This window comes from Novosphingobium sediminicola (assembly GCF_014196525.1).
Classification (GTDB): domain Bacteria; phylum Pseudomonadota; class Alphaproteobacteria; order Sphingomonadales; family Sphingomonadaceae; genus Novosphingobium; species Novosphingobium sediminicola.
In genome coordinates, this window is record NZ_JACIDX010000002.1 from 363,492 (window position 1) to 381,509 (window position 18,018).

Sequence of the window (18,018 nt, forward strand, 5' to 3'; positions counted from 1 at the left end):
GGCACCATGACGCAAGATCCCCACACCGCCGGCCTGACCGGCGCCATCATCCATGACGCCATCGTCCCGGCCCGCGCGCCTTGGCTGCACACGATCCGGGCAGGCCAGACCCTGCGCATCGTCGATCTGGAAGGCAATCAGGCGGTCGATTTCCTGCTCTACAGCGCCGACGACGATGCCGAGCGCTACAGCATGCAGGATACCGTCTCGGCGCAGGGCAATCTCTTCCTGCGCGAAGGCACAGTACTGCGTTCGAACGAAGGGCGCGCGATGATGACTATCGCGGCCACCTCAGTCGAATATCACGACACGATCGGCGGGGCCTGTTCGTGCGAATCCAATACTTTGCGCTATGGCCACCACACCAAATCGCAACATGCCTGCGTCGAGAATTTCCTTGAGGCCAATCTGACCCAAGGGCGCGGCAAGCGTGACATCGTCTCGAACATCAACTTCTTCATGAACGTTCCGGTCGAAGCCGATGGCTCGCTGGGCATTGTCGACGGCATTTCCGCGCCGGGCCTGACGGTCGATCTGCGCGCGGAGATGGATGTGATCGTAGTCGTCTCGAACTGTCCCCAGATCAACAATCCCTGCAACGCCTTCAACCCCACCCCCGTTCGGATGATTGTATCGGCATGAGTTTTGACACCGTCCTGATCGCCAATCGCGGGGCGATCGCCACCCGCATCATCCGCACTCTGCGCAAGATGAGCCTGCGCTCGGTCGCAGTCTATTCGCAGGCAGACGAGGCTTCGCTCCATGTGGCGCAGGCTGACGAAGCCATCTGCATCGGTGAAGGCAGGGCTTCCGAGAGCTATCTCAACATTCCCGCGATCATCGCGGCGGCGCAGAAATCGGGCGCCGGGGCGATCCATCCCGGCTATGGGTTCCTTGCAGAAAGCACCGAATTTGCGCAGGCATGTGCAGAGGCGGGCATTGTCTTTATCGGCCCCACGCCTGACAACATCCGCAGCTTTGGCCTCAAACATAGCGCCCGCGCGCTGGCCGCCGCGCATGACGTGCCGCTGGCCCCCGGCTCGGACCTGCTGACCGACGAGGCGCAGGCTCTGACAGCCGCCGCGCAGATCGGCTATCCGGTGATGCTCAAAGCCACGGCAGGCGGCGGCGGCATCGGCATGCGCATTTGCGAAAATGACGAGGACGTGCGCGAAGGCTTTGCCGCCGTGGCCCGCCTTGGCATGAGCAATTTCGGCGATGCAGGGGTGTTCCTCGAAAGCTATATCCGCCGCGCCCGCCATATCGAGGTCCAGATCTTTGGCGACGGCGCGGGCCGCATCATGGCGCTGGGCGAGCGCGATTGCTCGCTGCAACGCCGCAACCAGAAGGTGCTGGAGGAAGCCCCTGCCCCCCTGCTGCCCCCCCATGTCCGCGCAGACCTCATCGCCTCGGCCATCCGACTGGGTCAGGCCGCCAACTATCGCTCGGCGGGCACGGTCGAATTCCTCTATGATGCCGACCGCCAGAGCTTCTTCTTCCTCGAAATGAACACCCGCCTTCAGGTCGAACATGGCGTCACCGAGGAGGTGATGGGCATCGATCTGGTCGAATGGATGATCCGGGGCGCAAGCGGCGATTACAGCTTCCTCGACGCGCCCACCCCCACGCCCAAGGGCCATTCCATTCAAGTCCGCCTCTATGCCGAAGACCCCGGCCTCGATTATCGCCCCACCTCCGGCACGCTGACCGCCGTCACCTTCCCCGACAATATCCGCGCCGAAACATGGGTCATGGCGGGCAGCGAGGTCAGCGTCTGGTATGACCCGATGCTGGCGAAACTGATCGTCCATGCGCCCACTCGCGAGGAGGCCGTGGCCGCGATGCAGGAGGCGCTGGCCGCCACCCGCGTCGACGGGATCGAGACGAACCTGCGCTGGCTGCGCGATGTGGTCCGCCTGCCCGCCTTCACCAGCGGCGAGGTTTCCACCCGCGCGCTCGACAGCATCGAGTTTCGCCCCCGCGCCATCCGCGTGATCTCCGGCGGCACGGCCACCACGGTGCAGGACTGGCCGGGGCGGCAAAACCTGTGGGCGGTGGGCGTCCCCCCCTCCGGCCCGATGGATAATCAGAGCTTCCGCCTAGGCAACCGCCTGATCGGCAACAACGAAGGCACGGCAGGGCTGGAGGTCACCAACACCGGCCCGACGCTCAGCTTTACTGCGGAGGCCACAATCTGCCTGATGGGCGCGGATTTCGGCGCCACGCTGGATGGCGCGCCCATCGCGCGCGGCGAGCCGATCCATGTCCTTGGCGGTCAGACATTGGCCATGGGCCGCGCACGCAGCGGAGGCATGCGCGGCTATATCCTGTTTGCGGGCGGCTTCGATCTCGCGCCCTATCTGGGCAGCCGCAGCACCTTTGAACTGGGCCAGTTCGGCGGCCATGCCGCGCGGCGTCTGATGGCGGGCGATACGATACACCTGGGCGATGAACCTATGGCGGCGCCCTTGCCCTCCGCCGCCCTGCCCGAATTGCCGGGCGAATGGGCGATCCGCGTCCTTTATGGGCCCCATGGCGCGCCCGATTTCTTCACCCCCGCCGACATTGACACCATCATCGCCGCATCATGGCAGGTGCATTACAACAGCAACCGCACCGGTGTGCGCCTTGTCGGCCCCAAGCCGCAATGGGCGCGCAAGGATGGCGGCGAGGCGGGGCTGCACCCCTCGAACATCCACGACAATCCCTATGCCATTGGCGCTGTGGATTTCACCGGCGACATGCCGATCATCCTTGGCCCCGACGGCCCCTCGCTGGGCGGTTTCGTCTGCCCCTTCGTGGTGATCGCGGCGGATCGCTGGAAAATCGGGCAACTGGCGGCGGGCGACACTTTGCGCTTCGTGCCGGTCAGCATAGAGGATGCCGCCAAGGCCGACGCCGCGCAGGAAGCCTTGCTTTCCACCGGCACGGCCATGGCCAATACCCCCGCCCGCGCCATCGAGGCGCTCTCCCCCATTCTGGCCGAGACGCCGGCAGCATCAGGCCGCCCCCGCACTACCTATCGCCAGCAGGGCGACCGCAACATTCTGGTCGAATATGGCCCGATTACGCTGGACATCGAATTGCGCATCCGTGTCCATGCGCTGATGACCGAGCTGGAGCGGATTGCCGCGCCCGGCATCATCGACATCGTGCCCGGCATTCGCTCGCTGCAACTGCATTTCGACGGCGCGGTGATCGATCAGGCATCCGCACTCGCCCTGCTGATCGAGGCCGAGGAAAGGCTGGGCGATCTGGCCGATTTCACTATCCCCTCGCGCATCGTCCACCTGCCGCTCAGCTGGCGCGATCCGGCGACCATCGAGACGATCGAGAAATATATGGGCGCGGTGCGTGACGATGCGCCATGGTGCCCGGACAACATCGAATTCATCCGCCGCGTCAACGGCCTGCCCGATGCGGCCGCCGTCGAGAACCTGATCTTCGAGGCCAATTATCTGGTGATGGGCCTTGGCGATGTCTATCTTGGCGCTCCGGTGGCAACGCCCGTCGATCCGCGCCACCGCCTTGTCACCACCAAATATAATCCCGCGCGCACATGGACGCCGCCCAATGTCGTGGGCATCGGCGGGGCCTATATGTGCATCTATGGCATGGAAGGGCCGGGCGGATACCAACTGTTTGGCCGCACCATTCAGGTGTGGAACACCTATCGCCAGACGCAGGATTTCATCGAGAACAAGCCCTGGCTGCTGCGCTTCTTCGACCAGATCCGCTTCTATCCGGTCAGCGCGGAAGAACTGGCCGAATGGCGGCGCGATTTTCCATCGGGGCGGCGCGCGATCCGTGTCGAGCCTTCGCAATTCCGCCTCGCCGATTACCGCGCTTTCCTTGCCGACAATGCGCAAGGGATCGCCGAATTCGAGGCAAGGCGCGAGGCCGCCTTTGCCGAGGAACGCGAGGATTGGCAGCGCAAGGGCGAGTTCGACCGCGTATCGAGCCTGAATGAAGAGGATGCCCCCCAGACCGCCGACATCACTCTGCCCGAAGGCAGCGAATTGATCGAGGCGCCCTTTGGCGGCAGCGTGTGGAAACTGCTGGTGGCAGCAGGCGATGAAGTGAGCGCGGGCGAAACCATCGCGGTCCTCGAAACCATGAAGATGGAATGCCCGATCGAAAGTCCGGGCAGCGGCACCATCGCCGCGCTCTACATGGCCGAAAAGCAATCCCTGCAACCGGGCGCGCCGATGCTGGCGCTGCGGAGGCACGCATGAACCGTCAATCCGCCACCAAGATCGCCGCCGCCATCCGCAGCGGGCAAACCAGCGCGGTGGAGGTGGCGCGCGAAACTCTCGCCCGCCTCGCCGCCTATGACGCCATCCAGCCGCAGATCTGGATCAGCCGGGCATCGCCCGAAACGCTGTTGGCCGCCGCCGCCGCCATCGACGCACGCGTGGCGACGGGCGAGGATCTGCCCCTTGCCGGCGTACCCTTTGCGGTGAAGGACAATATCGATGTGGCGGGGTTTGAAACCACCGCCGCCTGCCCCGCCTTTGCCTATCGGCCCGCCGCCTCGGCCCCGGTGGTCGAACGCCTGATCGCGGCGGGCGCGATCTGTGTCGGGAAAACCAACCTCGACCAATTCGCCACCGGCCTTGTCGGCACGCGCAGCCCCTATGGCATCCCGCGCAACGCCTATAACCTCGCCTATGTCAGCGGGGGGTCAAGCTCAGGCTCCTCGGTGGCGGTGGCGGCCGGATTGGCGGCCTTTGCGCTGGGCACGGATACGGCGGGATCGGGGCGGGTGCCTGCGGCCTTCAACCATCTGATCGGCTTTAAGCCCACCAAGGGGCGGTGGAGCACATCGGGTCTGGTGCCTGCCTGCCGCACGTTGGATTGCATCACCGTGTTCACCGATGACACGGCGGATGCGCGGTTGATCGACAGGGTAGTGGCCGGGTTCGATCCCGCCGATCCCTATTCCAAACCCTTGATCGACCGCCCCCGCGCGGCGCGGACCATCGGGGTTCCACGCCGCGATCAACGCCTGTTCTTCGGCGATGCGGAGAGCGAATATCTCTATGATCGCGCGCTCGAAACACTTTCCGCGCAGGGCCAGATCGTCGAGATCGACATGGCCCCGCTGCAGGAGGCCGCGCAATTGCTCTATGGCGGCCCATGGGTGGCCGAGCGCAGCGCCGCCATCGCGGACCTTTTGGCCGACAATCCCGATGCCATCGACCCCACCGTGCGCGCCGTGGTCGAACCGGGGCTGGAGATAAGCGCGGTGGACCTGTGGCAGGGGATCTATCGCCTCGCCGCCTTGAAACGCCATGCCGATGAGATGTGGGAGGAGATCGACATCCTCGCCTTCCCCACCACCGGGACAACCTATCGCGTGGCCGAATTGGCCGCCGCGCCCATCGCGCTCAACAGCAATCTTGGCGCCTATACCAATTTCGTGAACCTGCTGGATATGGCCGCGCTGGCCATTCCGGCGGGGGTGCGCGGCAATGATACCGGCTTTGGCATCACGCTGATCGGGCCTGCCGATTGCGATCTGGCGCTGCTGGACGTGGCCGATGCCTATCTCGATGCCGCCGACCTTCCCCCCATCCCACCGCTCGATCTGGAGGCTAAAATGCAGACCGTGAAACTGGCCGTTGTCGGCGCTCATCTCAAGGATATGCCCCTCCACTGGCAATTGACCAGCCGCGATGCCGCCTTTGTCGGGGCCTTTGAGACCGCGCCCAATTACCGGCTCTATGCCATGGCCGACAGCGTGCCGCCCAAGCCTGCGCTGATCCATGCCGAAGAAGGCGCTCCGATCAAGGTGGAGGTCTATGAGCTGGGCGTGGCCGAGTTTGGCAGTTTCGTGGTCGAGGTACCCGCGCCGCTGGCCATCGGCACGGTGACGCTGGCCGATGGGTCCAGCGTCAAGGGCTTCGTGGCCGAACCGCGCGCGATTGTCGGGGCAACCGACATCACCGATCTGGGTGGCTGGCGCGCCTATATCGCCTCGCGCGCGTAAAGGGAGAGATGCCCATGAAAGCCCTGCTGCTCGCTGCTCTCATCGCTACCCCCGCTCTGGCCGAGCCGGTGGAGAAGGTCATCCCCGTCCCCGGTTTTGCCGACTTCATCGCGGTGGATGGCGCAACCGTGTGGACCACCAACCGGGGCCGGGTCGAACATTGGTCCGCGCAAAAGAAGCTGGCCGAAGTGGCATCCCCACGCCCCTGCGGCGGCATGAGCATCGCCCATGGCTCGTTGTGGTTTGCCGATTGCAAGGAGGGCGTGGTCAAGCGCGTCAGTCTGCATAAGGCCAAGGTGATCGCCACCATCCCCACCGGCCTTGCCAATGGCAAGGAGGGCGAATTGAACGTGGCGGCGGGTGCGGGCTCAATCTGGGTGGCCAGCGATGCCAAGGGCGAGATCAAGCGGATCGACGCCAAAACGAACAAGGTCATCGCCACCATCCCCACCGAGCCGGGCGCCTATTACCTCGCCTTCGGTTTCGATGCGCTCTGGGCCGTCAGCGCCAAGGGCAATCTGATCCAGCGGATTGATCCGGCGACCAACAGCGTGACGAAAACGACCCATCTCGGCAAACTGCCGGGCTTCCTTGCCGCAGGCGAAGGCGGCGTCTGGGTTCAGGAACAGGGCGACGGCACCGTGGCGCGCATCGATCCGACCAGCGGTGAGGTTTCAGGCCGGGTCAAAGTTGGCGAAGTGCTGAAATATGGCGACATCGACACGGGCGGCGGCAAGGTCTGGCTGCGCAGCACCGAGGATCAGACCTTTGTGGTGATTGATCCCAAAACGCTGGCCATCCGCGCCCGCGTCGGGCCACTGGCGGGCAGCGGGGGCCTGCGTTACGCGCCGATGGGGGTGTGGACCACCGCGCATGACAAGCACACTTTGTCCTTCTGGGCCGATCCGGCCAAGATCGGGCAATGAGCGGGTGGAGCGCAAGCTCCACCCCAACCCTTATCGCGCGGAGGCCAGCTTGACCTTGCTTGGGACGGCGGCCTGACGGCGCTCGATCTGAGCGCGGACATCGGCGGCCACCCCGGCGCGGCAGGCACGAGACTGTTCCTCAAGCGCCAGATGCACCCCGGCAAGCCGATCACCGCAAACCGCCGCTGCCGCCTGATCCAGCCGGATCGCCAGACGCTGCTGGCCCTCAACCGTGGCAAGGTCCAGCCCACTGAGGCGCAGCACGGCGCTATCTCTGGCCAAGGGGTTTTCTGACGCCTGCGCCACCGAAGCCCCGGCAAACAGCGAAACAGCGGCCAGAGCCGCGAATACAATCTTCATCATCCACTCCTGCGCAATCTTTTGGGACCGCTCTTTTGGCGACCGTCCTAAATTCATAGGCGCATTGGCAGGGTTTGACAATAAACCGATTAGCGGACCCGCACCTCCAGCGCGGCCAGATCGGTGGTGTGGCCCAACAGGCCGATGGGCAGGCTGACCTCGCGCTCGGCGCTCTCGCCCGTGGCGATGGCAAGACTGCGGGCATAAGGCGCCGACCATGCGCGCAAGGTCGTCATAGGCAGGCGCAACCGCCAATCACGCCCGCCCTCGACCGCAACGCGATGCCCGTTGATGGCTACGGCATCCTCGCGCTGCCCACGATGGCCTCGGACCATCAGGCAGGTCTGATCCCCGCAGGTCACCAGATACGTGCTGGCGACAGGCGCCGCCATGGCCCCCGAACCGAAACCGGCAGCCAGCGCAATCACACCAAGGCGAAGGGCAAGATCCATAGCCGCAGAATGCGCCCCATCGCCCGCCCCAAACATGCGCGATATGGCGTAGGCGGATCAGTCCACCGCAATCCCTGCGCGATCAAAAAAGGCGCGCACCGGGGCCAGCGCCTCTTCATGCCGTCGCCATCGGGCAACCGAGTCGCGATACATCGGACGGCGCACCTGCGCGGCGCTGGGGGTGGAAACCGGGGCGGCATTATCCTGAAACGACAGGCAGCGCGCATCCCATTCCAGCCCGCAATGGGCCAGCAGCGCGCGCGTCTGCCCCTCCTGATCGCTGACCAGATCCTCATAGACCAGCTCCATCACTCGCCCCGGCAGCGCCTGACGCCAGAAAGCCATCAGCCGAGAAAACCCCGCATAATAGGCGGCAATGTCAATCAGGTCATAGCTGTAGTCATAGTAACGCGAAGAAATGGCGAACAAATTGCGGAAATTGGCCAAGACCGTATCCATCGGATGGCGCCGCAGACACACGATTCGCGCATTGGGCAAGGCCCGCGCGATCAAGCCCGCATAATGGAAATTGCCGGGGAATTTGTCGATGAAACGCGGCGCCTCCCCGCGCAGATGATGCCCCGCCCGCCGCAGATAATCGCGCCCCAGCGCCGCCATATCGCCCCGCGCCGCCGCCATCGCCGTTTCCGGGTCCAGCACATGGCGCCCGCCCGTGCCCGCCATGGCTTTCACCGCCAGCGGCATGGCCTGCAATTCGCCCGCGCTTTCCAGATCGGGATGAGAGGAGAGGATACGGTCAACCAGAGTCGTGCCCGTGCGCGGCATGCCGATGATGAAAACGGGCGCATCCTGCGGCGCGTCCCTCGCTTGGGCCACGGTCGGCCAGCTATCCGTCATCGCCTGAAAATTGGCGGCGTCCTGCGCGGGGCCATAGTCCAGATCGCGCCGATGCCCGGCATTGACCGCGCAAAGCGTGGCAAAACCGCGCGCCTCCTCGCCGACATCCTCCAATTCCTTGGCCAGAGCATAGCCGGTCAGCAGCCGGTCACGCCCCGGTTTCGCCGCCGCATAGGCGGTCTCCAGCCGGGCGATATGGTTGCGCCCCGCGCTCTGTTTGCGCAGCGAGGCCAGCAGGTGATGGGCGCGCGCATCATCGGGGGCGAGCACAAGCAACGCCTCCAGCGCCGCATCGGCCTCCTCCACCCGGCCAAGGAAATTGAGCGTCACGGCCTGATTATAGCGATATTCGCGATTGGCAGGCTCGCGCTCCACGGCCGCCATGAAATGGGGCAAAGCGGCCTCATGCCGCCCCAGCCGGGCATAGACGCAACCCAGCGTATCGAGGCTGAGCGCATCGCGCGGCAGGGCCTGTTCGGCCTCGTGCAAAACCTGCGCCGCCTCGCCATCGCGGCGCAGCAGGCTGAGCAAGCGGGCCAGTTGGGCGCGATATTCGCCGCAAGGATTATGCATCACGGCCTGCTGGAAATGCGCCAATGCCTCACCCGCCCGCCCCGTCGAGGCCGCCGCCACGCCCAGCACGAACTGACCCTCGGCGGGCGCTTGCGTCATCAGCCCCGTTGCCAGCCTCCGGGCCATCGCCCAGTCGCCCCGCCGCAAAGCCTGTCGCGCCGCCGCGCCCTGATCCATCCGTCCGTCCTTTGCCGCGATCCGTGTGATGGCAAGCCTAGGCCCGGCCCGCCAAAAACTCCATCGCGCGCGTGCGCGATTCTTTTGAGTGCTTATACGCCCGATGACGTATGACGCCCGTCCAGAATTTGCGTCATCTTGTCCTCCTGCAAGCTGGACTCAGGTAGAGACAAGATGGACGGCGTTCGCGTAGGCAAGAGGATCATCGGCGCAGAAGCGCCCGTCACCATCGGCTGGGAAAACATCCCCCGTGTCGAGGGCGGCCCGGTCAAGCAATTCATCTTCACCTGGTTTCAGCCGACCATGCTCTTTGCGATGCTGGCCTTCTGGTACTATGCGCCCAATTCCATCGCCAAGGCATCGACCGCGATCGGCATCGGCATTGGTTTCAAGGTGCTGCTACTGGCGCTCGAATGGGTGAACCCGCGCTTTGCCAGTTGGCGGCTGACGTGGAAGGAACTGGCCACCGACCTGTTCTATGTCGGGCTGGGCTATACGCTGATCCGCATGATGGGCAGCTTTGCCGGCAGCGGGGTGATGGTCAAGGCGGTGCAGGATCTGATGCATTGGGACAAGGCCACGTGGTTCATCGGCCTGCCGCTGCTGGTTCAGGCTTTTCTGATCTCATTCATCTTCGATTTCGGGCAATATTGGATGCACCGGGGGATGCACAATTGGTATCCGCTCTGGCTGCCCCATTCGGTGCATCATTACATCACCCAGCTTAACATCAACAAAGGCGCGGTCGGCAATCCGGTCGAGCTGTTCCTGATCGGGCTGGGCGTGGGTGGATTTTTCGATTTTCTCCCGCGTGCGGCGCTGATGGCGGGGGCCTTTGGGCTGGCTATCGGCACGTATCAGCATATCAATGTGCGCTTCAATTCGCCCAAATGGTGGCGCTTCCTGTTCAACACGACCGAGCATCACAGCCTGCACCATTCGCAGGATTTCGAGGCCACGCGCAGCAATTACGCCGGTTCGTACATTTTCATCGACCGCATGTTCGGCACCTGCGTCGATGGCGAGGCCGAATTGCTGGGGCTGGAAAACGGGCGTCGCATGTCGATCCGCGAACAGATGACCTATCCTTTCACCGAGGGGTGGAAGACCATGAAGGAAAAATATGGCCGCAGCGCGCCTGCGCCCCTGACGGAGCCTGCCGAATGAATGGAACTGCCTTGGCCCCGCATGATGATTTCGCCGGATCAGTACAGGAAAAGCCCTCCGCTTTGCGCTATATCGACTGGATCTGGCATGTGCGCGGCGAAGTGGCCCTGCCCCCGCGGCAATCGAGCGAGGAAGCCTTTGATCGCCTTGCCCCGCTGTTTCGCCAGACCGGCACCAGCTATAACCGCTATCAGAACACGCTGACCTTCCGAAAAAAGGACGCGGCGGCGCAGGACAAGATGTCCGTATTCGACAGCGGCGTATTGCAGGTGGAAAATTCCGTCCTGCGCTATGATCTGATCAGCAAGGCCCTGCTCTATTGCTTCCTCGCGCCGCTGCTGTTTCTAGCCTTTGCGCAGGCGACCATCGCGATCAACGACTGGAAAAAACCGGCCGCCCATGCCGCCGGCGCGGCAGCCAAGGCCAAACATAAACCCGCCGACAAAAAGGTGGTTCCACCGATGAACCCCATCGACAAGGCCCTGGGCGCTCATGCCCTGGACAAGTCGGACGGCGAGGATGGCGACGAGGACGGCCCCAAAAGCAAAAAGCCCACGCCCACCCCGGCCTATGTCTTTGCCGGGATCTTCGCGGCGCTCTATCTGGTCGGGCGCGTGCTGGAGGATCGGCTGGTAAAATCCTTGTTTCGCAATAGTATAGTAGGCGCCTGACGCTTACAGCAGGCCCATCGTCCGCCCGGCCTGCGCCAGACGATTGATCCTGAGGCTTTGTGCATTCCGGGCGGCATTCCGCGCCATAATGCCTCTGCCCTGCCGTTTGAGATCCTGCACACGTCCAAAAGGCTGGCCTTCCATTACCTAACACCCACCGAGTGATCCCCATCAACCGGCGCGCGCATGAGGCGGACCCCGAACCGGCCTATTTCGGCAATCCTATGAAATACAGCCGCACATGCGTCCATGCCCGCGATCGCAGTGAGGTGTTGGCCGAATATGCCTGCAACGAGAACAATATCGATGTCGCGCATCTGGGGCCGGGACCCGAAGCCTATGCCATCGGCCCGCGCCCGGTGGGCACGCGCAAGTCTTGAAAATCTGGCCTCCTGTCGCAGCAAGACAGGGGGCCATCGGCGGGAGTTATCTTTCACGGAAATCGGCTGCGATCCAGTCGGCCCGCTCGAATGAAATCCGCAATTGGACAGTCACCATCAACTTATAAAAGTCTGTTATCGCAATTGGCTCAGATAGGCGATGATCGCCTCCCGCTCGGCCGGATCGGGGGCGCTGGCCTCCATGTCCGACCCTTGCGCAAAGGCCTGCGGGTCGATCAGATAGCGGTTGATCGCCTCGGGTGACCACACGCCGCCCTTGGCCTTCAACGCATCGGAATAAACATAATCGCCCCGCCCCGCGACCGGACGACCCACCACCCCGATCAGCGCCGGGGCCAGCCCATCGCTGCCGTCGCCGCCAAGGCCGTGGCAGCGGGCGCAGCGGTTTTCAAACAAGACCTCGCCGCGCGGCGCGGGCGATTGCCCCTGCGCCACGGCGGCGGCCAATACAGCCATCAGGCCGACATAAGCGGCTCGCAACTTGCGGCTCCTTTGGGATCATGGCGGGGCGGGCATGGCCGCGCCCCGCCATTGGCCTTAGCGGTTCAGCGCCAGCGCCTTGGTCGGCTGCTCGGATGCAGCCACCACCGGCTTTTGCGACAGCAGATGCTCGATCCGCGAGGTAAATTCCTGCTGCAATTGCGCATGGAATTCGCCGCTGGCGGGAGAGGCAAAGCCCGAATGCACCGCCTTGACCTTACCGTCGCGCCCGATGAACACCGTTGCGGGCCATGTGTCGAGATGGTTGAGCTGGGGCACCTTTTCCCACATTTGCGCGGGCGATCCGGCGGTCAGATAGGTGTATTTCACGCCATATTGCTTGATGAAGGCCTTCTGGCGCTTGAGCGTATCCTGCTGATCCGGCTCTTCAAAATTGAGTGCAACGATGGCCAGCCCCTGATCGCGATATGTCTTGTCGAGCTGAACCAGATATTGCGCCTCGTCATGGCAATTGGGGCACCAAGTTCCGGTAACGACCGCCACCACGACCTTGCCCTTGAAGCGCGGATCATCCTGCGTGACCAGACGCCCATCGGCATCGGGGAAGCTGAACTTGAACGTCTCATCGGGATTGCTGGCGGTGGTGTGGGTCAGGAAATCTTCCGGCTGGGGCAGGCCCTTGGCCGCCGCGACATCGGCACGATAGGCGGTCAGGCTGTTGGCGTAGCGGCCATCGGGGGTGCTGTCATTGCCATATTCGCCGCTGGCCTTGGCGGGGCGGTCAACCTGCTGGCGGATTTCCAGCGTGCCGTCGGATTTGGGCGTGACCTGAATGACGCCGGGGCGCCCGCCGTCGAAATGGCTCAGCACCCAGCGGCCATCCTTGAAGGCGCCGCTGTATGATCCGGTGTCGCCATCGATGCGCAGGATCGCGCCCGCCACTTCGGCCCCGCGCTGCTGCACGACAAAACGAAATGCCTTTTCACCCTTGGAGGACGGGGTGGAAAGCGGGATGATCCATGTGCCCGCGATCTGGGGCGCGGCGGCGGCGCTAGCGGGGGCGTCGACGTGGCGCGTGGCGCGGAACGTATATTGCGCGGAGGATTCCCGGCCCTGCGCCAGAACGCTGCCGTTGAGCTGCCCGCCCTCCAGCTTGGCGTTGATCGTGGTCAGGTAATGTTCGAGATCGAGCACCAGATTGCCATTCTGGAAACTGGCATGGGTGGTGGCCTCATAGGGCTTGAACCCGTCATAGAACACGCCCTTCAGGCCCGCGCCCTCGCCCGTGATGTCGAGGCGGAAGGGGATGTCGGCCCCATTGCGCGAGAGAACTGCGTCCCATTGGCCGGAAATGCCCGCATCGGCGGCCAGCGCGGCATTGCCGGTCAGCAAAAGGGCGGCGGAAACAGAGGCTTTCAAAATCGCTTTCATATCCAGTTCCGATCATCATCAAGTGGGGGAGACGGGGTTGGGAGAAATCTTGCGCCGCCATTCATCGGGCAGGCCGCGTTTGGTGGCGCGCAGGATGGCCAGGATCGCCTGCCGATCGGCGGGGGTCAGATGGGCGAAATCCTCGCCCTGATCCGCCCCGCTCAGCACCTGAAACAGGCGGTGATAGAGATAGGTCTTGCCCGGTTCGGGCAGCGCGTCGAAGGCGGTGGAATAGATCAGATAGCTGCACGGATAGCGGAAGATCCGGTCATGCAGATCAAAGTCGCGCAGGGAGCGCCGGGCGCGATCGCGCGGTCCCTGCGCGGCAAACTGGCGGGCAAAGGGCGAGGCGGCGATCACCCGTGCCGCATCCGCCCCGCCCAGCGGCGTCTCATGCGAAAACAGCATATAGCGCAGCAATTGCTCGGCCGGACGGGTGATCTTTTCCCGCGCCTCCTCGGGCAGGCTGGCGAGTGTTGGCCGCGCATCCTCGCTCAGGCCCTGCGCATGAAGCGTCAGCCGGGTCTGGTAATTGAGCAGCGTGATCAGATTATGCATCTGCGCCTGATGGCCCAGCACCAGCAGGGCAACTCCATCGCTGTCCGGCGTCAGATAGGCGGCCGGATCATAGCGGGTGGCCAGCGGGCCCAATGCAGGCAATGCGCCCGACGCCGTTACCGCCGCATTGGCCACCCCCGCATTCGCCATCGTCGGATCAGCCAGCGCCCCGCTGACATACCACCCACCCCAGCGTTCTTTCAGCGGGCTTTTCTGATCGGTGATATATTGCGGCGCGCGCGGGGTCAGCACCCCCGAAGCCGCCGGATAGACCGAGCGCAGCAAGACCCCCGGCACGCCGCGCGTGGCCGCCGCGATATGGCATTGGGTGCAATCCAGCTCGGCGCGCTGAAACACCGGCCGCTCGGCCTTCTGATCGTCGAGCAGGTAGAAGATCGCCCCCTGCATCGGATCGAACGAGACGATTTCGATCGTCTTGCCCTGATGGACCGAGCCGACATAGACATCGTCATTGTAATAAAGCGCGCGCGGATGCTCCGGGTTGATCTTGGTGAACTGAAAACTGGTCTTGGAAAAGACCAGCGTCTGCGAGGCCTCGGGCACATGCAGCGCCTTGAGCACCGAGCGCAGATAGCCGCGCGTGTCGTCATAGGTCAGATGCGCCGCGCCCCGGTCCAGATCCTTTTGCAACAACGCCACCGGATCGCTCAAGGGCCGCGTGCGATAATGGATCGGCGCCTCGCTATAGGGCACATAGCCCTGATTTTGCACCGCGATCTGGGCATTGGCGCCCTTGATCGCCAGCGCCCCGGCCAAAACCAGCCCGGCCCATAATACCGGCCTCATGGCTCAGCGCCCCTCGCCCGCGATGACATCGGCGGTCAGGTGCAGCGTCTTGGGCGGCTGACAGGTCTGGCCGTTGCAGGTCTGGAAACGCACGCTGATCGGGATCGTCTGGCGGCCCGCCTGCGCGCCCGGTTTGATGCGGACGGGCAGGGAAATCGTGAAATTCCCCGCGTAATAGGCCGTGTCGAGATTAAAGGCAGCATCGCGCGCGACAATCGGCGCGCTGCCCGCCGCTGCGCCCGCAGGCTGGGCCACAAGATTGGGTTCGACCGCCACCAGCAGCGGGGTCGGGCCATTTTCATGCTGTTTGAGCGCATAGACATGCCAGCCATCGCGCACCGCGCCGCGCAATTGCACCAAAGCGCGCCCGGACTTCCCGGCAAGGCTGATCGGCGCCACGCTCCACGCCACGGTCTGCGCCCCATTGGGGGCCTGCGCCCATGCCTGTCCGCCGCCCGCGATCAGAGCGGCCAGCCCAAGGATCACCCCCCGTTTTACAGAGACAGCGGCGCCATTCATCAAAGTCATAATCCAGCCTTGCATGTAAAGAAAGCGCAGGATTCCGGCAGAGCGGGCCCCATTAGCGCTGCAAAGCCAAGGATTATCGGCAGGATGCGGCCAAGTAACTTGAGAATATCCTATTCCGATATGAGCATTGCTCTCAAAGCAGGCTGCGCTTGCCGTTCGGGCGCGATGCGATATCCTGCACCCAAAATAAGGGCTTCACGGGAGGGCGCGATCATGGCGGCAATCAGCGATCAATGGATCGGCGCGCTCTATAGCGCGATTGATGAACCGGCGCGCTGGGTCGGATTGATGGACCTGCTGCGCCGCGATTTTGACGTTGAATGCGTTGCCGCGCAATTGCTGGTCGCCGCGCAAGGCAAGGCGCTGCCGGTCTGGGGCACGCGCGACAGCCATTCCGAACGCCATGGCCGCCTGCATGATTCATGGGCCAACAGTCCGGCCAACCCGCGTTTCAGCCGCCCCATCGGGCCGATCCCCGATATGGAGATCCTGAGCGATGCGCGCAGCCCCGCCTATTCCGCGCAGGATCGCCGCCGATTGTCCGACGGGCTGGCGCGCTGCGGTCTGGGGCCTGCCTTTTGGATCAGCCACAGGCTGGACAAGGACCATCGATTTACGCTGATCTTTCACCGCACACCCGATGATCGGCGCGATATGGAGCCGCGCGAAGAGGCGATGCTGGCCCGGATGGCGCCGCATATGCATCAGGCCGCAAAGCTGTGGCTGCGCATGAGCGAGGCCGAGGCAAAGGCGGAATGGATCGCGCAGGCCCATGACGCGACCGGCGTCGCGATGCTGGCCTGCGACCGCGATTTGCGCCTGCATTGGTGCAATGAACCGGCGCGCGCTTTGCTGGCCGAGGGGCATGGGCTGCGCCTGCGCCATGGGCATCTTGCCGCGATTGAGCGCCATGATCACGATGTCCTGGCCGCTCTGGTCGAGGGGCGTTCGGATCGCGGCGTCTTGGCGCTGGGCGGGATCGACCGCCCTGCTCTCCATCTGCGCGCGCGCCCGGCCCGGCATTTGTCGCGCGATCTTGTGCTGCTGACCTTGGCCCAGCCTGATCGGCCGGTGCATTATGCACCCGGCGATATTGCCCGCCTGTTCGGCCTGACCATCACCGAGGCCAGCCTCGCCGCCTACCTTGCCGCCGGGCACAGCGTCAGCGATTTTGCCGCCGCGCGCGGGATTGCCGAGGGCACCGCGCGGCTGCATCTCAAGCGAGTGCTGGCCAAGACCGGGACGGGGCGGCAATCCGAATTGGTGCGGCGCATCGGCGGATCGGTGGCGGGCGCTATATGATATAGCCTATACCAAACGGGAGACGCGGCCCCGGCAAGGATCGCCCATGCCGGAGCCACCACTTGCTTAAAGGTCCATCCATGGCTTCTCCGATCCGTGCTTCTCTTGCCCTCGCGCTTGCTCTGGCCGCACCGTGTGTCTCGGCGCAAACCGCGCCCCCCCATGTCATGCCCGATGGCAGCGTACCTCCCGCGCTGGCCGCCGCGCGGATGCATATGCTCGAAGCGCCCGAGAATATGCTGACCTTCCATAATATGGATCAGTTGTTCCAGACTCGCGTGGTGGCGCGTTCCGGCCCGGTCGCCCCTCTGGCCCGCGCCGATGCCGCCCTGCCGCCCGCCACCATTCGCGGCAAGGTGATGAGCGAGGATACGTGGGAGGATCTGACCTTTACCTCGGCCCTTCTGGTGATGCGCGATGGCAAGGTGCTGCATGAATCCTATCGGAACAACACCGATGCGGACACGCATTTCATTTCCTTTTCCATGGCCAAGACTTTCACCTCGATGCTGGTGGGCATTGCCGTGGGCCAGAGCGCGATCCGTTCCATCGACGATCCGGCGGTCGCCTATGTCCCTGAACTGAAAGGCTCAGGTTATGATGGCGTAACGATCCGGCAATTGCTCCAGATGCGTTCGGGCGTGGATTATGAGGAGCGCTATGATTTCGGCGCAACGCCCAGTGTTGCTGCGCAGATCTTCCTTAACGCCATCGTGGCCAACAAGGAGCGCTTTGCCGACATGGCCCCGCGCCTGAAGCGCAAATTCGCACCCGGCAGCCGTTTCAACTATTCCACGCTCGACACTGCGGTGCTGGGCTGGGTGCTGGAGCGCGCGACCAAGCGGCCGCTGGCCGATTTCATGGCGCAATATCTGTGGCAGCCGATGGGGGCGCAGGCGCATGGCTTCTGGATTGCCGATGGCGGGCCGGGCGTCGGGCGCGAACTCAACGGCATGGGCTATAATGCCACGTTGCGCGATTTTGCCCGCTTTGGCGCGATGATGCTGGACAAGGGGCGGTTCAACGGGCGCCAGATCGTGCCCGCCGCATGGGTCGAACAGGCCACCGCCATGACCAACAACGCCGATCCCGCCGCGCCGCCTCCGCCGCCCTCGGTGACCAATCCGATGGCGCGGGCGGGCTATGGTTTTCAGATCTGGCGGCTGGATGACACCGGGGCCTATACCGCGCTGGGGTTGCAAGGCCAGTTCATCTATGTCCACCCGGCCACGCGCACGGTCATCGTCAAGCTGAGCTTCTTTCCCGAAATGGGGTCGGCCAAAGGGAATGACGCGCTGGAGGATACGCTGGCCTATTTCAGTACTTTGACGCAGTGGAACGGCCAATAATGAGCGATGCCGCAACCGTCCGACG

General features: G+C 64.0%; 16 protein-coding genes. 9 read left to right on the top strand and 7 right to left on the bottom strand.

Translation table 11 applies throughout. The features are described 5' to 3' along the window. Nucleotides 1-6: 6 nt before the first annotated feature. The 4 genes from GGR38_RS04085 to GGR38_RS04100 are packed head-to-tail and all read left to right on the top strand — an operon-like array spanning nucleotide 7 to nucleotide 6,918. Nucleotides 7-642, top strand: a complete 636-nt coding sequence (locus tag GGR38_RS04085) for an urea amidolyase associated protein UAAP2 (protein WP_183622909.1) — start codon at nucleotides 7-9, stop codon at nucleotides 640-642. Further along, the gene (gene uca / locus GGR38_RS04090) at nucleotides 639-4,235 is read left to right on the top strand and encodes an urea carboxylase (protein WP_183622911.1); all 3,597 of its coding nucleotides are present in this window, start codon (nucleotides 639-641) and stop codon (nucleotides 4,233-4,235) included. Before GGR38_RS04085 ends, uca begins: the two co-directional genes overlap by 4 nt. Next, on the top strand, nucleotides 4,232-5,992 hold the full coding sequence (gene atzF / locus GGR38_RS04095) for an allophanate hydrolase (RefSeq protein WP_183622913.1): 1,761 nt from the start codon (nucleotides 4,232-4,234) through the stop codon (nucleotides 5,990-5,992). Before uca ends, atzF begins: the two co-directional genes overlap by 4 nt. Nucleotides 5,993-6,000: 8 nt before the next feature. Then, nucleotides 6,001-6,918, top strand: coding sequence for a Vgb family protein (locus tag GGR38_RS04100; protein ID WP_183622915.1), 918 nt, complete (start codon nucleotides 6,001-6,003; stop codon nucleotides 6,916-6,918). 30 nt (nucleotides 6,919-6,948) lie between these two features. On the opposite strand, the gene GGR38_RS04105 is transcribed toward GGR38_RS04100, so the two are convergent. The 3 genes from GGR38_RS04105 to GGR38_RS04115 form a co-directional block, all read right to left on the bottom strand. Beyond that, nucleotides 6,949-7,278, bottom strand: coding sequence for a UrcA family protein (locus tag GGR38_RS04105; RefSeq protein WP_183622917.1), 330 nt, complete (start codon nucleotides 7,276-7,278; stop codon nucleotides 6,949-6,951). Between the two features lie 89 nt (nucleotides 7,279-7,367). Continuing rightward, complete coding sequence (locus GGR38_RS04110) at nucleotides 7,368-7,730, bottom strand: hypothetical protein (protein WP_183622919.1); 363 nt, start codon at nucleotides 7,728-7,730, stop codon at nucleotides 7,368-7,370. 57 nt (nucleotides 7,731-7,787) lie between these two features. Then, on the bottom strand, nucleotides 7,788-9,338 hold the full coding sequence (locus GGR38_RS04115) for a tetratricopeptide repeat-containing sulfotransferase family protein (protein ID WP_183622921.1): 1,551 nt from the start codon (nucleotides 9,336-9,338) through the stop codon (nucleotides 7,788-7,790). A 174-nt stretch (nucleotides 9,339-9,512) separates the two neighbouring features. Here GGR38_RS04115 and GGR38_RS04120 point away from each other — a divergent pair, with 174 nt between their 5' ends. From GGR38_RS04120 to GGR38_RS04130, 3 genes are all read left to right on the top strand, one after another. Further along, nucleotides 9,513-10,505, top strand: coding sequence for a sterol desaturase family protein (locus GGR38_RS04120; protein ID WP_183622923.1), 993 nt, complete (start codon nucleotides 9,513-9,515; stop codon nucleotides 10,503-10,505). Beyond that, a complete protein-coding gene (locus GGR38_RS04125; protein WP_246404213.1) occupies nucleotides 10,502-11,176 on the top strand; it encodes a hypothetical protein in 675 nt (224 codons plus the stop codon). Before GGR38_RS04120 ends, GGR38_RS04125 begins: the two co-directional genes overlap by 4 nt. 161 nt (nucleotides 11,177-11,337) lie before the next feature. Continuing rightward, the gene (locus tag GGR38_RS04130; protein ID WP_183622925.1) at nucleotides 11,338-11,556 is read left to right on the top strand and encodes a hypothetical protein; all 219 of its coding nucleotides are present in this window, start codon (nucleotides 11,338-11,340) and stop codon (nucleotides 11,554-11,556) included. Nucleotides 11,557-11,691: 135 nt separating this feature from the next. Here the strand turns inward: GGR38_RS04130 and GGR38_RS04135 are convergent, their stop codons facing one another. From GGR38_RS04135 to GGR38_RS04150, 4 genes are read right to left on the bottom strand one after another with little or no spacing between them, the layout of a single operon-like run. Next, a complete protein-coding gene (locus GGR38_RS04135) occupies nucleotides 11,692-12,057 on the bottom strand; it encodes a c-type cytochrome (RefSeq protein ID WP_183622927.1) in 366 nt (121 codons plus the stop codon). A gap of 57 nt (nucleotides 12,058-12,114) precedes the next feature. Beyond that, complete coding sequence (locus tag GGR38_RS04140; RefSeq protein WP_183622929.1) at nucleotides 12,115-13,449, bottom strand: TlpA disulfide reductase family protein; 1,335 nt, start codon at nucleotides 13,447-13,449, stop codon at nucleotides 12,115-12,117. 18 nt (nucleotides 13,450-13,467) lie between these two features. Beyond that, nucleotides 13,468-14,814, bottom strand: a complete 1,347-nt coding sequence (locus GGR38_RS04145; RefSeq protein WP_183622931.1) for a hypothetical protein — start codon at nucleotides 14,812-14,814, stop codon at nucleotides 13,468-13,470. 3 nt (nucleotides 14,815-14,817) lie between these two features. Further along, entirely contained in the window at nucleotides 14,818-15,342 is a 525-nt protein-coding gene (locus tag GGR38_RS04150) for a protein-disulfide reductase DsbD domain-containing protein (protein ID WP_183622933.1), read from the bottom strand. A 213-nt stretch (nucleotides 15,343-15,555) separates the two neighbouring features. Between GGR38_RS04150 and GGR38_RS04155 the strand changes: the two genes are divergently transcribed. Further along, the gene (locus GGR38_RS04155) at nucleotides 15,556-16,644 is read left to right on the top strand and encodes a helix-turn-helix transcriptional regulator (protein ID WP_183622935.1); all 1,089 of its coding nucleotides are present in this window, start codon (nucleotides 15,556-15,558) and stop codon (nucleotides 16,642-16,644) included. An 80-nt stretch (nucleotides 16,645-16,724) separates the two neighbouring features. Further along, on the top strand, nucleotides 16,725-17,993 hold the full coding sequence (locus GGR38_RS04160; protein WP_183622937.1) for a serine hydrolase domain-containing protein: 1,269 nt from the start codon (nucleotides 16,725-16,727) through the stop codon (nucleotides 17,991-17,993). Nucleotides 17,994-18,018 lie beyond the last annotated feature (25 nt).